The organism is Novosphingobium endophyticum, assembly GCF_014640675.1.
Taxonomy (GTDB): domain Bacteria; phylum Pseudomonadota; class Alphaproteobacteria; order Sphingomonadales; family Sphingomonadaceae; genus Novosphingobium; species Novosphingobium endophyticum.
Genome location: NZ_BMHK01000004.1, coordinates 116044 through 131946 on the forward strand (window position 1 = coordinate 116044; position 15903 = coordinate 131946).

Here is a 15903-nt window from a genome sequence, read left to right on the forward strand (position 1 = left end):
TGGACCTGCCAAATCCTCCCCGTTCCGGGAAGGATCTGGATGACAGCAGTGTCACGTAAGCCGCCGAACCAGAATCAATCTCCCGCGACGGTCATCCCGTCAACCCGCAGCGTCGGCACGTTGATCGCGCGGTACCATTCGAGGTCGCTTGCAGGTGTGAGCCCGGCGAATATTCCGAGCAGGTTCCCGGCGACGGTGAATTCCGCGACCGGACCGGCGATCTCGCCGCCCACGATGCGAAAGCCCGAGGCGCCGCGGCTGTAATCGCCGGTCACGCCGTTGACGCCCTGGCCGATCAGCTCGGTGACGTAGATGCCCTCGGCGATGTCCGCGATCAGTTCGGCGGGAGACAGCGGGCCTGCAGCGAGGTGGATATCGCCTACCGTTACCCCCGGCGCGCCGCCGCCGCTGCGCGCCGCGTGGCCGGTGGGTGCGAGGCCGAGCTGCCGCGCCGAGGCGCTGTCGAGCAGCCAGGTCGTGATCCTGCCGTCTTCCACCAGATTGCGCGCCCGGGTGGCCAGCCCCTCGCCATCGAACGGGCGGGCGCGCAGGCCGCGCCGTGTGTGCGGATCTTCCACCATTGTCGTGCCGGCGGGGAAGAGCTGTTCGCCCAGCTTGTCGAGCAGGAAACTCGACCGCCGCGCGATGGCCGCGCCCGACATCGCGCCGATCAGGTGGCCCAAGAGAGTCCCGCCCACGCGCGAATCGAATACGACCGGCATCGGGCCGCTCTTGACCCGGCCGGGGTTGAGCCGGGCTGTGGCGCGCGTGCCCGCCAGTTCGCCAATCTCGCGCGGTGGCGGCAGGTCTTCGGCGTGGCGGGCCTGCCGCGAGGTGTGATCGCGCTGCTTGCCGGCGCCTTCGCCGGCCACGACGGAGGCGCTGGTGGAATGGCTCGTCGCGCCATAGGCGCCCGCGAAGCCGTGGCTGGTCGCCAGCGCGAAGATCCCGAAGCCGGCGCTGGCTGTCGCGCCATCGGAATTGGTGACGCCGCGAACCGCGCGCGCCGCATCCTCGGCCTCTTCGGCGCGTTGCCGCAGGGCCGGCGGGCTGGGTTCGGCGGGATCGATCAGGTCGAGCTCGGGCCAGGGGGCGTGGCTCAGCAGCTCTTCGGGGGCAAGCCCGGCATAGCGGTCCTCGGGCGCCGCGCGGGCCATGGCGACCGCGCGCGCGGCGAGTTCGTCCAGCGCCGCGGGTGACAGGTCGGAAGAACCGATGCTGGCGGACCGCTGGCCGGTGAACACGCGCAGCGACATGTGTTCGCTTTCGGAGCGCTCGACGTCCTCCAGCTTGCCGAGCCGAACCTGGATCGCTTCGGCGGAGCTGGCGCCATAGGCGGCATCGGCGGCGTCCGCTCCGGCGCGGCGGGCACGTTCCACCAGATCCTGTGCGCGGTCTTTGGCCTGTTCCGGACTGAGCATCTCAGGTCGCTACTCCCTCTCCGAACGCACCATGCGAACGGAAAAGGCCAGCCCTAGTCGTCACGCGCGCCGAGGGCAAATGCGAGTTTACGCGGGCGCGGCCTGCCGGTGCTTCGGGACAAGGTGTTCCGGCGGCGTCAGGACAGGACGAGGGCGAGACCCTTGAACAGGCCCGTAAGCGCGAAGGGCATGCCGATCGCGAGCGCCCAGAGCGTGAAACGGTCATGCCGGTAGCGCGGCGCCAGCTCAGGGTCATGCGCCTGCTCATCGGTAAGAACGTTCCAGCGCGCCTCGAAACGGCGGCACGCGGGAATGATGGCGATGACGAGAATGATCAGCGCGAGATAGGGAAGCAGCGAACTGCCGCCCGATTTGAGCGCGCCCACGGTCACGAAGATCTGCAGCGCGGTGTAGACCAGCAGCGCGTAGGCAATATGATCGCTCATCTTGCGGCGCCAGTCGACCGACCTGCCCGCCGCGTGCGTGAACATACGCCGATGCTGCGTGGTTTTGCCCATACAAGCGACCCTTTCCCTCGACTCTCCGCTCTCAACTAGACCAGCAAATTGCGGGTAGATCAAGTCGTGTGAAATTTTTTGCAACTCGGCCCGGTTGCCGGGGATCGAATGCTGCGGGCATCATGCCGGAAACCTGCCGGCCGGGGGCAAGAGCGGAAATGCTCGCTTGCCGATGACGGGTCGCCTGCGTTAACGCGGTAGGCAATGACGGAAACCACGGAAATTGCGCAGGACCGGGACGTCGCCGCCGCTCCCATGTCGGTCGCCGAGCGGGGCGGGCTCGAAGTCATCTCGATCGCCAAGAGCTATGACAAGCGCGCGGTCCTGACCGATATCTCGCTGTCTGTGGCGAAGGGCGAGGTGCTGGGCCTGCTCGGCCCCAACGGTGCGGGCAAGACCACCTGCTTCTATTCGATCATGGGCCTCGTGCGCCCCGATTCGGGCCGGATCCTGATGGATGGCGAGGACGTCACGCGCCTGCCGATGTACCGCCGCGCGATCCTCGGCCTCGGCTACCTGCCGCAGGAAACCTCGATCTTTCGCGGCATGACCGTGGAGCAGAACATCAGCGCGGTGCTCGAACTCAACGAGCCGGACCGCGACGCCTGCGCGGCGGAGCTGGACCGCCTGCTCGACGAATTCGGCCTGACGCGTTTGCGTTCGAGCGCGGCCATGGCGCTTTCGGGCGGTGAACGCCGGCGCTGCGAGATTGCCCGCGCGCTGGCCGCCAAGCCTTCGATCATGCTGCTCGACGAGCCTTTCGCGGGCATCGACCCGCTTTCGATTGCCGACATCCGCGATCTCGTCAGGGATCTCAAGACGCGCGGCATCGGTGTGCTCATCACCGATCACAACGTGCGCGAGACGCTCGACATCGTCGACCGGGCCTGCATCATCTACGGGGGCCAGGTGCTTTTCGCCGGCAGCCCGGAGGCGCTGGTGGCCGACGAGAACGTGCGCAGGCTCTATCTGGGTGAGGGGTTCACGCTGTGAGGCCCGTCGTCCGGGAATTCTGAACCATGGCACTGGGGCCGCGGCTTGACCTGAGGCAGAGCCAGTCGCTGGTGATGACGCCGCAGCTCCAGCAGGCGATCAAGCTGCTGGCGCTGTCCAATCTCGAAGTCGAGGCCTTCATCGGCGGGGCGCTGGACGCGAACCCGCTGCTAGATGTGGGTTCCGAGCCGCCCGCGCCCGCCAGCGACGTCGCTGAGATGCCCGAGGAGGCCCGGCGCACCACGCTCGAAGGCTCGCCGGTCGACCAGCTCATCGGCGAAGGCAAGGCGGGTGACGACCGCCCGCTTGACATCGACGCCGGCGCGCTCGACCGGGATCGGGACACCGGGGACGGGGAAAGGTCAGGTCCGTCGTCCGGCGGCGGCGACAACTGGGCCAGCGAATTCCGTCTCGGGAGCGGCGAGGACGGGCCGGGCATAGAGGATCATGCCGCAGCGTCGGAATCGCTGGCGGCGCACCTCGAGGCACAGGTGGGGGCGGCGGCAGGCGATCCGCTGCTCGCGGGAATCGCGCGCTATATCATCGGGCAGCTCGACGAAGCCGGCTACCTTCATGCCTCGGTCACCGAACTGGCTGGCGATCTGGGCCTTTCGGCGCGGGAGATCGAGGAGGGGCTGGCGATCGTCCAGTCGCTCGAGCCCACCGGTGTGGGCGCGCGGACGCTGTCCGAGTGCATCGCGTTGCAGGCCAGGGAGGCCGACCGCTACGATCCGTGCATGGCCAGGCTGATCGACAACCTCGATCTCGTCGCACGCGGCGAACTGGCGCGACTGAAGCGCATGTGCGGCGTGGATGATGAGGATTTCGCGGACATGCTCGCCGAGCTGCGAAACTACGATCCCAAGCCGGGCGCGCGCTTCGGCGGCGAGCCGGGCGCGGCGGTCACGCCCGACATTCTCGTCACCCCCCGTAGCGACGGCGGCTGGGACATCGCGCTCAACCAGGCGACGCTGCCGCGCCTGATCGTCAATCGCGGCTACTACGTCGAACTCAAGGGCACCTGCGCGGACAAGACCTCCCGCGCGTGGCTGTCGGAAAAGCTGACCGACGCCAACTGGCTGATCAAGGCGCTCGACCAGCGGCAGAAGACGATCCTGAAAGTCGCGAGCGAACTGGTGAAGCAGCAGGACGGCTTCTTCCGCAAGGGCGTCGCGCACCTCCGCCCGCTGACGCTGCGCGCCGTCGCCGAGGCCATCGGCATGCACGAATCCACCGTGAGCCGCGTGACCTCGAACAAGTTCCTCAATTGCCCGCGCGGGACGTTCGAGCTGAAATACTTCTTCAGCTCCGGCGTCGCCTCCGCCGGCAGCGAGGGCGGGGCGTCGGCCGAAGCGGTCAAGGCTGCGATCAGGCAGCTCATCGAGGCGGAGGACCCCAATGCGATCCTTTCCGACGACGCGCTGGTCGAGCTGCTCAGGGAAAAGGGCTTCGAACTCGCCCGCCGGACCGTGGCGAAGTACCGCGAGGCGATCGGCCTCGGCAGCTCGGTCCAGCGCCGCCGCCAGAAGGCTCTTGCCGCCGTGCGGTAGGGGGGTGAGGCGTGGCCATGTGAAGCGCCGCGCCGTCCAAATGCTTGCGTTGCTTAGCAAAAAGCTGTTCGCTCGTGGCGGTTACGTGATAAGTTCGCTTCCATGAAGTGAGCCGGGCCTGCGGCGCGCCGTGTGAGACCCGGTCACAAAGGAGAGGGTGACCATGTCTTACGTTGACCGTAAATCGGGCGGTAATCACAAGGCCCTGGTAAGCGGAATCGTTGCCTTGCTTCAGGGCGGTCTGGTGCTGGCCCTGATCAATGGCTTCGCAGTCACCATTTTCGAGCGCGAGGCGCCGCCGAGGCTCGCGGGTGAGCAGATCAAGCTGGAGCCCCTGCCGCCCAAGCCGACACCCGAGCCCGTGGTCGAACCGGAACGCCCGGTCGCGCCCCGCCCCGCGCAGGAACCGAGGCTTGCGCTGGAGCCCAACAGGCCGGTCGAAGTCACTCTGCCGACAGGCCCGATCGGCGACCTCACCTTCGGGAACGAACTGGTCCTGCCTCCCGCCAGGCCGACACTGAAATCGCCGCGTTTCGCGCCCAGCGCCGCGCGGCCCGGCAACGACCCGGCGGGCTGGGTGACGACCGACGACTATCCGACGCGCGAACTGAGGGCCGGCCATCAGGGCACGGTCCGCTTCGAACTGGCGATCGACGCGCGCGGCCGTGTGAGCCAGTGCACGATCCTCGCTTCCAGCGGCTATCCGGGCCTTGACGAGGCGACCTGCAAGTACGTCACCCGGCGCGCCCGTTTCGAGCCCGCGAGCAACGGGGATGGGGAGAAGGTGACGGGGGCCTATTCCGGCACGATCCGGTGGGTGATCCCCAAGGACTGACCGCACCCGGGTCAATCCCGGCCGGAGCGGCGGCCCGCAAATCATCGCTCCGGCCGCGCGGGCAAATTCCGCCAGCAATTGAGGACGGCTTTTCGACATCTTGATCCGAAAGCGGCCTGACTGGATACGCCGACTTTGCGGCCGTTAGCTAAGCCACGTTCCGTCAGATCGAGATCGAGCTTCAGAGTCGTTTTGATCAGGTGTGATAGAGGTCAGCCCAGAGAAGAATTTCCAGACGAACCATGCCATCAAGCCAAGTACGGGTAACAGCCAGAGGTATGCCATGATTTGGCTTACCACGTGATTTTCCAAGTTCCAAAGGAAGGCAGCATTCCCGAACTTTCCGACCGTTGGCCGTTCCAGACGCACTTGCTGAAACGGACATGACGGCTCTTCACAATTTTGATCCGAAACCTGCCTGTTCGGCCCCGCCAACGTTGCTGACGCACGCACCGCGATCCCAAAGTCGTCACCCTGAACTCGTTTCAGGGTCCATCAGGGGATCTGTCCTGCCGTTAGTATCGGGCCGCGACGCCAGCGATCAGACTGCTGGATCGCGAGTGCGGCGTGTCAATCGAAGGCCCGGTCGTGCGGCACCATGGATGCTGAAACAAGTTCAGCATGACGAGCGCCGAGATGTCATGATAACCCCCAACCTTCCCGCCATTCCGCCCAGCTCACCCGCTTCCCGGTAGCGGACATGTCCGGGCCGGATTTCGGCCATGCACCTATATCCCGAAGCGGCGCTTGATCGCGCGGTAGCGGTCGAGGCGCATCGCGGCGCGCTCGCTCTTCGATACCGTGGTGGTGTCCGCCGGTAACTGGCCGAGCACGTCGCCGCGCTTCACCAGTTTCGTGCGGAAGTTCGCCGGGCTTTGGCTCAGCAGGTTGCGATAGGTGAGGTTGCCGTCCGAAAACCCTTGCGTATCGAGCCAGTTGTGTACGCCCGGATCGTCGTGGGCGATCACCAGACGGACGACGCCGTCGGCATCAACGCTGGTTCGCGCGGGGGTGTAGCTGACCGGGCGGTAGAGGAAGTCCATCGATCCCATCATCGCCCCGCCCATGCCGAAGATCCAGAAGCCCTCGTGCATGTCCATCTCGACGATCAGTGCCTCGTCGGGTTCGAGGTGCCAGAGCATGTGCGCCGCCATGCGTCCGCGCCGGGCGTCGGAGGCATCGTTCGCGGACTTGTCCGCGGGAAAGGCATTGAGGCAGGCGGGATCGCACACGCCGCCCGAGGTGAGCCACGCGTGTTCGGGCCATTGCTCCATGAGGTCGGCGACGAAACGGCCCGCCCAGTCCATCGCGTCGATTATGCGTCCCGGCGAGGGCATCGGGCGGGGTTCGGCCATGCCGATGCGCTCTATGGTGAGAGAGGTCGGCGTCTCGCCCCAGGCGTCGAAGGCCTCGCGGATGAAGAGCTTGCGGCTGCCGGGCGTGGTGGGCAGCCAGTTGTGCTCGCGCTGTTGGCCGCCGATGAAGAGTTCGAAGTTGCCCCGCGCATCGGTTTCAATCTGCGAGCCGAGGATGTTGCGTTCCGGAATGTCGCCGAAGGGCTCGTGCAGGCTGGGCCAATCGGTGCCGGTAATGGTGGCGGGGCGCGGGCCTTGCACCGTAATGTTGAGCCAGCGCGCGGTGCCGCGACGGCCGGTCAGGCGGTAGGCGTGCTCGCCGGAGATCCACGCCTGGCGATAGGTGAAATCGGCAACATCGCCGCCCAGCTTCATCGTCGGCGTGGTGAACCAGTGGATCTGCGGAAACGCGGCGTCCTTGGTCTCCAGAGCGAGATCGAAGGCCTGTCCCAGGTTCTGCGTCAGGAAGCGGAAGGCATCGGCGCGCTGGAGCGCATTGGCGGGGTTGGCGTCCTTGAAGGCAAGGGCGCCGGCTTCTTTCAGCCGCTCGCAGAACTGATCCCATGCGGCCTTGAGATCGGTGTCGGCGGGCGCGTCGCCAAAGGCCATCGTCAGGCTCCCAGTCTCGTGAGCAGTTCGGAAAGGTTTTCAGCGGCGCGGGTGAAGGCCTTGCGGTGGCCCTCGGCCTCGATGCGCGGGCCGGTGAGTTCGATGTCGAACACGCCGGCATAACCGAGATCGAGCAACTCGCCGATCCTGCGTTCGAGTGGAATCACCCCGTCTCCCGGCACAGCGCGGCAGGGTGTCGACCGGTCGCCGAGCACGTAGTCGCTTATCTGGACCAGGCTGGTCAGCGGCATGGCGCGGGCGAACTTGGCTTTCAGCCCGCCTTCGAACCAACAGGCGCCAAGATCGATGGTCACGCCGATCCCGGCGATCTCGGCGGCGCGGATGGTATCGTCCAGGGTGTGAGCGATGTGGATGTCCGCGTTGAGCAGGTTGGCGGTCTCCACCATCAGCGTGACGCCGCGCGCGGCGGCCAGATCGCGGCAGGGCGCGATCAGTTCGGCAAGCCTTGCGGCGGCCTGCTCCCAGTCGAGCGAACCGCGCGCGCCGGTGACGATGTAGAGATTGGGCGCGCCGAGCCGCGCTGCCGCCTCGATAGCCTCATTGAGATGGGCCGCCGCACCGCCTTCGTCGCGTTCGAGATCGGGATAGCGGGCGAAGGGCTGGGTGATGTTGGTTGCGTTCGTGCCGCCGGGGGCAAGCGCAGCGTCGGTTTCGGCGAGCGCATCGGGACCCAGCATGTGCGGGTTTGCCAGCGTCATGTGGCGGACGCCGATCTCGCGGCAGAAGGCGACGAATGCGGTCGTGGGCTCGCTGAGGAAGCCGACCTGGTGCAGGCAGACGCGGGGGTGCATGATTACTCCCGCACCTCTATCGGCACGCCGAAGCGTTCGCGGAACGGCGCGAACTCGTCGTTCAGTTCGTCGATGTCGTATCCCGCGTCGGTCAGCACCCTGGTCGAATAGTGGAACTTGCCGTGCCGGTCGCCCTTGTTGTTGGCGAGATAGTCGCGCATCGCCGCCTCCTGCCGCTCGCCGAAGGGACGGCCGGCGAATTCATAATAGCCCCGCACCGTCCCGACGGGATCGGCCACGAAATCGCGGTAGAGCACGTGATGGATGCGCGGGTCGTCGACCATGGGATTGCTCATGGTATTGCCGATCGACCAGCGCGTCCGTTCGAGATGCATCTTTGCTTCCTTCACGAGGTCGATCTTGCCGACGATGCCTTCCATGATGTCCGCCATCATCATTGTCGAGCTGGCGGCGACCATCACCGGGTCGCGGTGCAGCCAGACGAGCGTGGCGTCGGGATAGGTACCGAAGAATTCCTTGAGCCGCGTGGTGTGGAAGCCCTTGAGCACCCAGTACTTCTTCTCGCGCTTGTACTGGAATGCCTGCAGCATGGCCTTGTGGATGCGGTACTGCGCGGCAGGATCGGCGGGCAGGCCGAAGGAAAGGTTCTGCATCGGCACGCGCCACCAGGCGGTGGGGGTCATCACCCGGAAGTCGAAGGCCCAGGTGCGCTCGTCCTCGGGCAGGCCGCCGCCCAGCATGTCGTTGTAGGGGTGGCAGTGCAGCCACTTCCACATCTTGGCGTTGATCTCGCGCCACTCGTCATCGGCCTGCGCCTTGCGGGGGTCCTCGCCGGCGACCGTGCCCGGCGGAGGAGAGGGGTGCATGACTTCCCGGAAGCGCAGCGCCCGCGCATCGGGATCGACCGACATCAGCGCATGCATCAGCGTGGTTCCCGAACGCGGTTCGCCGCTGGCGAACAGGGGGCGTCCGATCACCTCCCCGGCCAGCGGATAGTCCTTGCGATCCTGAAAGAACCTGAGGCGGTCGGTCAGCAGCCAGTGGATGTTCCGTGCCGCCGCGTCGCGCCCGGCCTCGTCCATCGGAATGCCGTTGATGTGCTGCACGGCAAGCGCGAAACGCTCCGGAAAGGTGTCGTCGGCCCAGTCCGAGAGGCCGGTTTCCTCCATGGCGTGCCGCAGCAACTGCCGCGGGTCGAGGTCCATCATTTCAGCCCTCCACCAGCTTCTGGATCTCGTCCTCGGTCTCGCGGACCTTTGCTGCGGACCTGGCGGAGAACTTCATGCCGCCCATGCCGCCATATTCCATCAGCTTGTAGACGCGCATCCCGGCGTCGGCGAAGCCCTTGATCTCGAGCGCCACTTCCCTGGGCGTACCGACCGGGAAGATGTCGCGGATGGCCTGCGGGTTCATCTCGTCGCAGAACTTCAGCATGGCCTCGCGGCTGAGCTTGACCGGATCGAAGTCCATGATGCCGCGCCAGTCCGGTCCCATCGGGTGCTCGTAGCCGAACTGCGCGAGGTCTTTCGCAGTCAGCATCAGGATGATCGACTTGACCATCGGCGCCCGCAGCATCTCGTCGATCTCGTCCGGCTCGCCAATCAGGCAGATCTGGGTGATCGCCGGCGTGAAAGCGCTCATGTCGCGCCCGGCGGCATCGCCCGCATCGAGGATCGTCTTCAGCTTCGCGGCATAGTCTTCGGGCGTGTACGAACCGGCCGGCCACCAGCCGTCGGCCTCGCGGCCGGTGATGCCGAGCATGCGCGGGCCGGCCGCGCCGAGCCAGATCGGCGGCGCCTTGCCGTCGTAAAACTCCGTGTCCATGCGCGCGTGCTCGAGGCGGAAGAACTCGCCTTCGAAATCGACCGTGCCCTGCGAATGCCACAGCAGCTTGATGACCTTGATCGCTTCCTCGAGCCGGCTCACCGGTTTCCTGAAATCGAACCCATAAGGGACGGTGTTCTCCAGCTCGCCCGATCCCAGCCCGAGGATGAAGCGCCCCTTCGACAGGTGGCTGATCGTCAGCGCGCCCTGCGCCAGCAGCGAGGGGTGGCGGCGCACGGTATCGACCACGGTGGTCGCGAGCGGCGCGTTCTTCGTCAGCACCGCCGCCGCCGCCGCTACCGCCATGCCGTCGAGGTGGCGGTGCGGGCTGGGCGAGGCCTTGGCAAGATCGGTGAATTCGGGCGTCCAGATCGAATCGGGCCAGAAGCTGACCATGTGATCGGGCAGCCAGATCGAGTGATAGCGCCCGGAATCGTATTCGCTCACCATGTCGATGCCGAGCGGCAGGGTCGTGCGCAGGAATGCGGCGGGTTGCACTTTCATCGCGTGGGTTCCTCTCCCGGGCGTCCGTGCGAACCGCTGGAGTGATGTGTTCCGGACGCCTCGTTGTCTTGGCCCGGATAGTGGGATAGGCACCGCAGGAAGAGAATTCCCATTTGGGGATAAGACATGGACACGGGCGAAGATGTCGGCGCATTGATTGTGCCGCTGATCGAAGGGCTGGTGGAGGATCCGCCGTGGCGCGTATTTCTCGATGCCTTGCGCGATCGGGTGGAGGGCGATTACGCCAGCCTCGTGTTTCGTCCGCTTCCGCTCGGCACGCCGGAGGCGCGGGTGATCCACCTCTATTCCGGCCAGCCCTCGCCGCCGCAGGTCTCGCGCCATTATCGCGAAAACCTCTACCTGCGCGATCCTCTGCCCTATCACGAGATGCAGGAGGGGCGGGTCTATGCGCTGCGCGAACTGCTGCAGTTCGGCGTGCCGAAGCACGATGCCTATCTGACGCAACTGCTGATGCCCTCGGGCATGAACCACTTGCGCATGATCCGCTTTGCCGAACCGGGCGGCGTCAGCGGCTGGATCACGGTCACGCGCCGCGAGGGGGAATTTGGCAAGGGCGTCGACGGGTTGCTGCAAGGTCTTTCGCGTTACATGCGCGCTGCGCTTGCCAGCTTCGTCAGGCTGGAGCGCGAGCGGATGACGGCGTCGGTCGCCAAGGAAGCGGTGCGGCGGATGAGCTTCGGTTGGGTCACGCTCGACAGCGAAGGGCGGATTCTCGACGCCGACGTTTATGGCGCACAGGTGCTTGCCGGTTCAGGGAGCCTCACGCGCAGCAAGGAAGGGCGCCTCACCGCGCGCGACCCGGCGCTGCGCCGTCAGGTGCAGGCAGCCGTCGCCGACCTGGCGAACAATCCGCAGGCCCGCCCGCGCGCGATCGTCCTCAGCCGGGAACCCTGGCTGGACCTGCTGCTGGTCCCCTCGGGCCAGCGCATGGGCACGACCCAGGCCGCGCCCGCGATCATCTGCTATCTTCATGCCGACACCTGGTCGTCGGCCGACCGCTGCGAGCAGCTCGCCCAGCTCTTCGACCTTGCCCCCAGCGAGGCGCGGCTGGCGCTGGCGCTGAGCCGGGGCATGTCGATCAGCGAGGCCGCGCCCGAACTGGGTCTGACAGTGGAATCGGCGCGGACCTACTCGAAGCGGATCTATGCCAAGACCGGCGCGAGAGGTCAGGCGGATCTGGTGCGCTTCATCCATCGCAGCGTGCTGGTGATCGCGTGACGAACGCACTTTGGATACATAATGCGCGCGCGTCGCAGCGATTTTGAGCACCTGCTCAGCAAAATCTGTTGACTCTCGCGAACGAGATTGTCAGCTCATGGATACGATCTGCCGCCAAGGGGTGGTGTTTGATACTTGCCGGGAGAGAGCGAAAAGATGCCAAGGCTGCTCGCAGGAAAAGTCGCGCTGGTAACGGGCGCATCGTCGGGAATTGGCGAGGCCACCGCGCTGTGCCTTGCCGAGGCAGGGGCCGCTGTCGCCATGTCGGCGCGCCGGGCGGATCGCCTCTCGGGCCTCGTCGAAAAGATCGAGACCTCGGGCGGCACGGCGGTCGCCATTCCGGGCGACATGACGGTCGAGGCCGATGCGAAGCGGGCCGTGGAGGAGACCGTGGCAACGCTTGGCGGGATCGACATCCTCGTCAATTCCGCCGGGGTGATGCAGGCGGGCGGGATCGAGAACTGCGATACCGATCTCTACAGGAAGGTGATCGACATCAATCTGATGGGCACCGTCTACACTTGCGCGGCCGCCGTGCCGCACATGCTCGCCAAGGGCGAGGGGGACATCATCACCATTTCCTCGCTCGCCGGACGCAAGGGCGGGCCGATGACCAGCGCCTATTCGGCCAGCAAGCATGCGGTCAACTTCATGACCGATGGCATGCGGCAGGAACTGGGCGACCGCAACATCCGGGTCTGCACACTGATGCCCGGCGCGACCGAGACCGAAGTGGGTGACAATATCGCCGACCCGAACTGGCGCACCGCGATCAAGGCGCATGTCTCGAAGGAGGGCGCGGTCAAGCCGCGCGACATCGGTGAGGCCATCGTCTTCATCCTGTCGATGCCGCGCCGGACCAATATTTCGGAAATCGCGATCCGCCCGACCATAGACACATCGGCCTGACCGGTCGCGACAACGCACAAGGGAGAGTGACATGACTGGCAGGTTGCAGGGCAAGGTCGCGGTCATCACCGGCGCCGGTTCGGGGATGGGTAGGGCCATGGCCGAGCTGTTTTTCGCGGAGGGCGCGCGGCTGGTGCTGGCCGACATTTCGGGCAAGCAGCTCGACGTCGCCAGGTCGCTGGGCGACGGCGCCGTGGGCGTGCATTGCGACGTCTCGGACGAGGCCGACGTCAAGGCGATGATCGCCGCTGCCGAGGAGAACTTCGGCAGGCTAGACGTGCTGTGCAACAACGCCGGCTTCGGCGGCCCGATGGCACCGCTGCACACCCAGACAGCAGAGACCTGGGACAAGGTTCACGCCACCAATTGTCGCGGCGTGTTCCTCGGCATGAAGTACGGCATCTCCTCGATGCTCAGGACCGGCGGCGGCGTGATCGTCAACACGACTTCGGCCTCGGGCGTGGTCGGCTGGAAGCATCACAGCGTCTATGGCGCGGCCAAGGCGGGAGTGAACCAGCTCACCCGGGCCGCCGCGCTCGACTATTCGGACAGGAACATCCGTATCAACGCGGTGGCTCCGGGCACGATGTGGACGGGGCTTGTGCAAGCCTCGCAGACCCATGCCGAGCCGCCCGCCGATTTCCCGACGCTTGCCGGCATTCCGATGGGGCGCTGGGGAATGGCGAAGGACATCGCCCAGGCCGCGCTCTATCTTGCCAGCGACGAGGCGGCCTATGTAACGGGCGTGATCCTGCCCGTTGACGGCGGGTACTGCATCGGCTTTTCCGGCATGGGTGCCGAACGTCCGGGCATCGCCAGCGTCAACACCGACGGAACCTGAGCGGGAAAACATGGTGGCAACCGAATTGGACCTCGACCCGATTGAGCCCGGCCCTGTTTGCGCAGTGCCTCGCGCGACGGCTTCGGCATGAGCGATCTTGTCCGGCGCATCGAGCGTATCGAAGCCGAATCCGCCATCGCCGACCTCGTCCATGCCTATGCGCGCGCAGTCCGGCGCGAGGAGGTCGAGCGGCTTGTCGACCTGTTCATTCCCACCGGCGCCTTCGAAGTGCGCGGCGGACATCCTGATCGCGCCGAATACAAGGTGCGGATGCGCTTCGAGACACCGGACGCGCTCCTCGCCTTTCTGCTGGAGGGAAAGGGCAAGCCGCATCCGGTGCCGTTGATCCACAATCTGATGATCGAGGTGGACGGAGACAGCGCGACCGCCAACAGCATGATGGCCGCCCCGATCCATGGCACGGACCGTGAGATCCTGGGCGAATACCGCGACAGTTTCGTGCGCGTGGCCGGGCGTTGGCTGTTCTCGGAGCGGATCTATACCGTCTACGATGGGTAAGCAGCCGGCTGGCATCACTGTTTGAGGGCGAGTTCAGCCTTTCCCGCCCTTCGGCCCGTTGCCGCTGGAGCCGTTGCCGCTCGAACCGTTGCCGCTTGAGCCGTTGCCGCTCGAACCGTTGCCGCTCGAACCGTTGCCGCTCGAACCGTTGCCGCTTGAGCCGTTGCCGCTTGAGCCGTTGCCGCTCGAACCATTGCCGCTCGAGCCGCTTCCACCGCTCGTGCCCCCGCCGGACGTTGCTCCGCCTGACGAATCACCGCCCGATGAGCTGGCCCCGGATCCGCCGCCGCTTCCCGATCCGCCATTCGCACCTGCAAGCTGGGCCGCCTGGCCATTCACGGCGTTCTCGATCGAATTTCCGAGAAGCGCCGCCGAAACGCCTATGCCGCCGCCCATCAGTGCAAGCAGCAGAGCGTATTCAGCCGCCGAACCGCCAGCCTCGTCGCGTAGAAACCGCAGCATCATTCAAGTCCACCCCAAGGCAAACGGTGATCGAGACTTTGTCGCCAAATCCCGCCTCCCCAAGAATGATGCAATTCGCGCACGAATACCCTTACTAATTCGGATATGGCCCGCGACGAGATATTATCTCATATTTTCACATCCCTATATGCACTCTTGTGGTTAGAGATAACCCGAGAGGGTAGGCTGTAAACTCATTAGCGCCGTCACTGGTCCGAACGATGTCAGGGCTGCGGGCTAAACTTGTGCAATGCGCGGCCTGCGCCTAGCAACCGGGCATGGTTGCCCAGGTCGAACCTTTCCACGCGATGGCCATAGGCCGGCTCGCCTATGAGCTGGCCGAAGCGGGACGCGACGTGATCCACATGGAATATGGCCAGCCCTCCACGGGCGCTCCGGCCGAAGCGATCGCCGCCGCGCACAAGGTGCTGGACAGCGATCCGGGCGGATACTGGGAAAGCACCGCGCTGATGGAACGGATCGCCCGCCACTATGGCGAGGCCTATGGCGTGGCGGTGGACCGGGAGCAGGTGGTCCTCACCTGCGGCGCTTCGCCCGCATTCGTGCTGGCGCTCTCCAGTCTGTTCGAGCCGGGCGCGCGGGTGGCGCTGGCGCGGCCGGGATACGTCGCCTACCGCAATACGCTGAAGACGCTCTACCTTGAGCCGGTGGAGGTTCCCTGCGGCCCGGCCGAGCGCTACCAGATCACCGCCGCCGCGCTCGACGCGCTCGATCCGGTGCCGCAGGGCGTGATCGTCGCCAGCCCGGCCAATCCGACCGGCACGATCATCGCGCCCGAAGAGCTGGCCGCCATTGCCGAAGTCTGCGCGCGCAAGGGCATCTGCGTCGTCTCGGATGAGATCTACCACGGTCTTGGCTATACTGGTGCGGCGCAATCTATGCTGCAGCACACGGCCGATGCCCTCGTGGTGAACAGCTTTTCCAAGTACTACTCGATGGCCGGCTGGCGGCTCGGCTGGCTTCTGGTCCCGCCCTTGCTGGTGGACGCGGCACGGGCACGCATGACGAACCTGTTCCTGACGCCTTCGGTGCTCGCCCAGCACGCGGGGCTGATCGCCTTCGATTGCAGGGACGAGCTGGAGGGCCATGTGCGCACATATGCGCGCAACCGGGAACTGCTGCTGGCGGCGCTGCCGCGCCTCGGCTTGCAGCGGATCGCGCCCCCGGACGGGGCGTTCTACATCTATGCCGACGTGGGGCACCTGACCGACGACAGCCTTTCGCTCTGCCAGCAATTGCTGCGCGACACCGGCGTCGCCTCCGCGCCGGGGATCGACTTCGATCCCGTTGACGGCCACCGCTTTATCCGGTTCAGCTTCGCCGTTTCGACCTCGCTGGTCGAGGAAGCGATAGAGCGGATGGTGCCGTGGTTCGAGGAACGCACCCGGTCGGCCAACGCGACCACGCCGTGATCTCCGGGATGTGGCGGACCGGTTCTGCGACGGGCCGTTTATCCTCAATGACGGTTCACCAATTGCAGTCAGGCTGTAGCAAGGTGGCACGCGCTTTCATGTTGCGCGAATTGTGCGG

15 protein-coding genes are annotated in these 15903 nt (G+C 65.9%); 8 read left to right on the plus strand and 7 right to left on the minus strand.

Annotated features, from left to right (window positions below; translation table 11 throughout):
* Nucleotides 1-74: 74 nt before the first annotated feature.
* Together IEX32_RS04390 and IEX32_RS04395 are read right to left on the minus strand one after the other, a co-directional pair.
* On the minus strand, nt 75-1421 hold the full coding sequence (locus IEX32_RS04390) for a TldD/PmbA family protein (protein WP_188768786.1): 1347 nt from the start codon (nt 1419-1421) through the stop codon (nt 75-77).
* Nucleotides 1422-1558: 137 nt separating this feature from the next.
* The gene (locus tag IEX32_RS04395; protein WP_229735951.1) at nt 1559-1939 is read right to left on the minus strand and encodes a hypothetical protein; all 381 of its coding nucleotides are present in this window, start codon (nt 1937-1939) and stop codon (nt 1559-1561) included.
* 204 nt (nt 1940-2143) lie between these two features.
* Here IEX32_RS04395 and lptB point away from each other — a divergent pair, with 204 nt between their 5' ends.
* The 3 genes from lptB to IEX32_RS04410 all read left to right on the plus strand — a co-directional run bounded on the left by lptB (nt 2144) and on the right by IEX32_RS04410 (nt 5317).
* Nucleotides 2144-2932, plus strand: coding sequence for an LPS export ABC transporter ATP-binding protein (gene lptB / locus IEX32_RS04400; RefSeq protein WP_188768787.1), 789 nt, complete (start codon nt 2144-2146; stop codon nt 2930-2932).
* Nucleotides 2933-2958: 26 nt separating this feature from the next.
* Nucleotides 2959-4482 (plus strand): RNA polymerase factor sigma-54, encoded by a 1524-nt coding sequence (rpoN, locus tag IEX32_RS04405; RefSeq protein WP_188768788.1) that lies wholly within the window; start codon nt 2959-2961, stop codon nt 4480-4482.
* A 163-nt stretch (nt 4483-4645) separates the two neighbouring features.
* Nucleotides 4646-5317 (plus strand): energy transducer TonB, encoded by a 672-nt coding sequence (locus IEX32_RS04410; RefSeq protein ID WP_188768790.1) that lies wholly within the window; start codon nt 4646-4648, stop codon nt 5315-5317.
* A gap of 728 nt (nt 5318-6045) precedes the next feature.
* Here IEX32_RS04410 and IEX32_RS04415 read toward each other — a convergent pair.
* The 4 genes from IEX32_RS04415 to IEX32_RS04430 are packed head-to-tail and all read right to left on the minus strand — an operon-like array spanning nt 6046 to nt 10382.
* Nucleotides 6046-7281: a DUF1214 domain-containing protein gene (locus IEX32_RS04415; RefSeq protein WP_188768792.1), complete on the minus strand. Its 1236-nt coding sequence runs from the start codon at nt 7279-7281 to the stop codon at nt 6046-6048.
* Between the two features lie 2 nt (nt 7282-7283).
* Nucleotides 7284-8093: a sugar phosphate isomerase/epimerase family protein gene (locus IEX32_RS04420; protein WP_188768795.1), complete on the minus strand. Its 810-nt coding sequence runs from the start codon at nt 8091-8093 to the stop codon at nt 7284-7286.
* Nucleotides 8094-8095: 2 nt separating this feature from the next.
* The gene (locus IEX32_RS04425; RefSeq protein ID WP_188768797.1) at nt 8096-9262 is read right to left on the minus strand and encodes a sulfotransferase family protein; all 1167 of its coding nucleotides are present in this window, start codon (nt 9260-9262) and stop codon (nt 8096-8098) included.
* 1 nt (nt 9263) lies between these two features.
* On the minus strand, nt 9264-10382 hold the full coding sequence (locus IEX32_RS04430) for an LLM class flavin-dependent oxidoreductase (protein ID WP_188768799.1): 1119 nt from the start codon (nt 10380-10382) through the stop codon (nt 9264-9266).
* Nucleotides 10383-10508: 126 nt separating this feature from the next.
* Between IEX32_RS04430 and IEX32_RS04435 the strand changes: the two genes are divergently transcribed.
* The 4 genes from IEX32_RS04435 (at nt 10509) to IEX32_RS04450 (ending at nt 13890) form a co-directional block, all read left to right on the plus strand.
* Nucleotides 10509-11621 (plus strand): helix-turn-helix transcriptional regulator, encoded by a 1113-nt coding sequence (locus tag IEX32_RS04435; protein ID WP_188768801.1) that lies wholly within the window; start codon nt 10509-10511, stop codon nt 11619-11621.
* Between the two features lie 156 nt (nt 11622-11777).
* Nucleotides 11778-12530: an SDR family oxidoreductase gene (locus IEX32_RS04440; protein WP_188768803.1), complete on the plus strand. Its 753-nt coding sequence runs from the start codon at nt 11778-11780 to the stop codon at nt 12528-12530.
* Between the two features lie 31 nt (nt 12531-12561).
* Nucleotides 12562-13371 (plus strand): SDR family NAD(P)-dependent oxidoreductase, encoded by an 810-nt coding sequence (locus IEX32_RS04445; protein ID WP_188768805.1) that lies wholly within the window; start codon nt 12562-12564, stop codon nt 13369-13371.
* A gap of 87 nt (nt 13372-13458) precedes the next feature.
* The gene (locus IEX32_RS04450; protein ID WP_188768807.1) at nt 13459-13890 is read left to right on the plus strand and encodes a nuclear transport factor 2 family protein; all 432 of its coding nucleotides are present in this window, start codon (nt 13459-13461) and stop codon (nt 13888-13890) included.
* A gap of 33 nt (nt 13891-13923) precedes the next feature.
* On the opposite strand, the gene IEX32_RS20990 is transcribed toward IEX32_RS04450, so the two are convergent.
* Nucleotides 13924-14355, minus strand: coding sequence for a hypothetical protein (locus IEX32_RS20990; protein WP_188768809.1), 432 nt, complete (start codon nt 14353-14355; stop codon nt 13924-13926).
* Between the two features lie 275 nt (nt 14356-14630).
* Between IEX32_RS20990 and IEX32_RS04460 the strand changes: the two genes are divergently transcribed.
* Nucleotides 14631-15785: an aminotransferase class I/II-fold pyridoxal phosphate-dependent enzyme gene (locus IEX32_RS04460; RefSeq protein ID WP_188768812.1), complete on the plus strand. Its 1155-nt coding sequence runs from the start codon at nt 14631-14633 to the stop codon at nt 15783-15785.
* The last annotated feature ends 118 nt before the right edge of the window (nt 15786-15903 follow it).